The organism is Moorena sp. SIO3I6 (assembly GCF_010672095.1).
The window spans coordinates 1-1,161 of sequence record NZ_JAAHHU010001562.1; the positions used below are offsets into that span (position 1 = coordinate 1).

Below are 1,161 nucleotides of genomic sequence, written 5' to 3' on the forward strand. Positions count from 1 at the left end.
TCAAAGCATTGACAGATAAAGGTTTTAGCCTTTTCGGGTCGAAAAAAGTGCCAGCTTTTCTGTCCAAAAAGCTCAAAAAGTTAGGATTTTGGGCAGACAAGGGCAGAAAAATCAAGGGAGAATTCTTCCTCCTACCTCCTATATAATTCCCATTTCTCCTAACTCCTGACTCCTAACTCCTGACTCCTACCAATACCAAAAGACTTTTTCAGCAAACCCTAGTTATTATCATAAAATTGTCAACAAATATCCAGATCACCGTAAGTTTCCCAGCTATTTAAGAAGAGCAGCCATAGCTGAAGCAATTGGCATTGTTTCTAGTTTTCAAATCCGTTATCGTTCTTGGCAGTCGGGAAATCGTAAAAAACGTACAGCTAAAGCACCAAGACTAACAGCAATGTGTAAAACTTACCCGGCTTTGTATAAAGGTCCTAACAGGGGGACAAGGAGGCATGAGAGCTTTATGTAGTGAGCGATACAGCAGAAATAGATAAAAAAAGGGCTCTTCCGTACTTGTTATGCTAAACTAACAGTTAAAATGCCAGTTTAATAAACATCTCGAAACGAAAGTTTTCCAAATTACGAAATCCATAAGCCGAGCGCTTAATTAGCTTAAGTTTGTTATTAATACCCTCAACGACACCACTGGTTGTTCTATGATCAAAGTAAGCAATTATCTCATCCAGGCATCGGCTAATCGTTTTTTGGCTCTCGGGGAAATATTTTTTCGCTCTTGACAACCAAATCCCCAGTTTCACTAATCCGGTGTACCAATTACTAGTCTTCTCAAAAATTTTTCTGATTTTCTCTTTTAGTTCATCCCACATTCCGCAGGTTAGTTAGCAAAGGAGATAATATTTACGACAAGGAGCACCAAAGAACTTGAGAATCCAACACCGTTCTTCACTGAGGTTGGAAACTTGTTTCAAGCCAGCCATCGTCAATAAATGAATTGACATGAAACATTGAAACACCCAACGCAAAGTAGGAGTGGCAGTTGGCTTACCTAACTGATTTTGGATTGTTTGAGATGCTCGTTTTAAGGATTGACGTAATGCCCTCTGACCCAGGCTGTAAACCAGCATTCCACTTACCCATAACCATGTCTTGATGCAAAGCGCGAGTGGGGGAAACCACGGCAGTTGCTCATGGTTTGTTCGA

Annotated in this window: 3 pseudogenes; 1 reads left to right on the forward strand and 2 read right to left on the reverse strand. The window is 40.4% G+C overall.

The annotated features are described in order from the left end of the window. Positions 1–262: 262 nt before the first annotated feature. Positions 263–430: pseudogene (locus F6K49_RS51215) on the forward strand (IS200/IS605 family accessory protein TnpB-related protein); the annotation flags it as partial. Between the two features lie 96 nt (positions 431–526). Here F6K49_RS51215 and F6K49_RS51220 read toward each other — a convergent pair. Beyond that, positions 527–815, reverse strand: a pseudogene (locus F6K49_RS51220) (transposase); the annotation flags it as partial. Positions 816–839: 24 nt separating this feature from the next. Continuing rightward, positions 840–1,161: pseudogene (locus tag F6K49_RS51225) on the reverse strand (hypothetical protein); the annotation flags it as partial.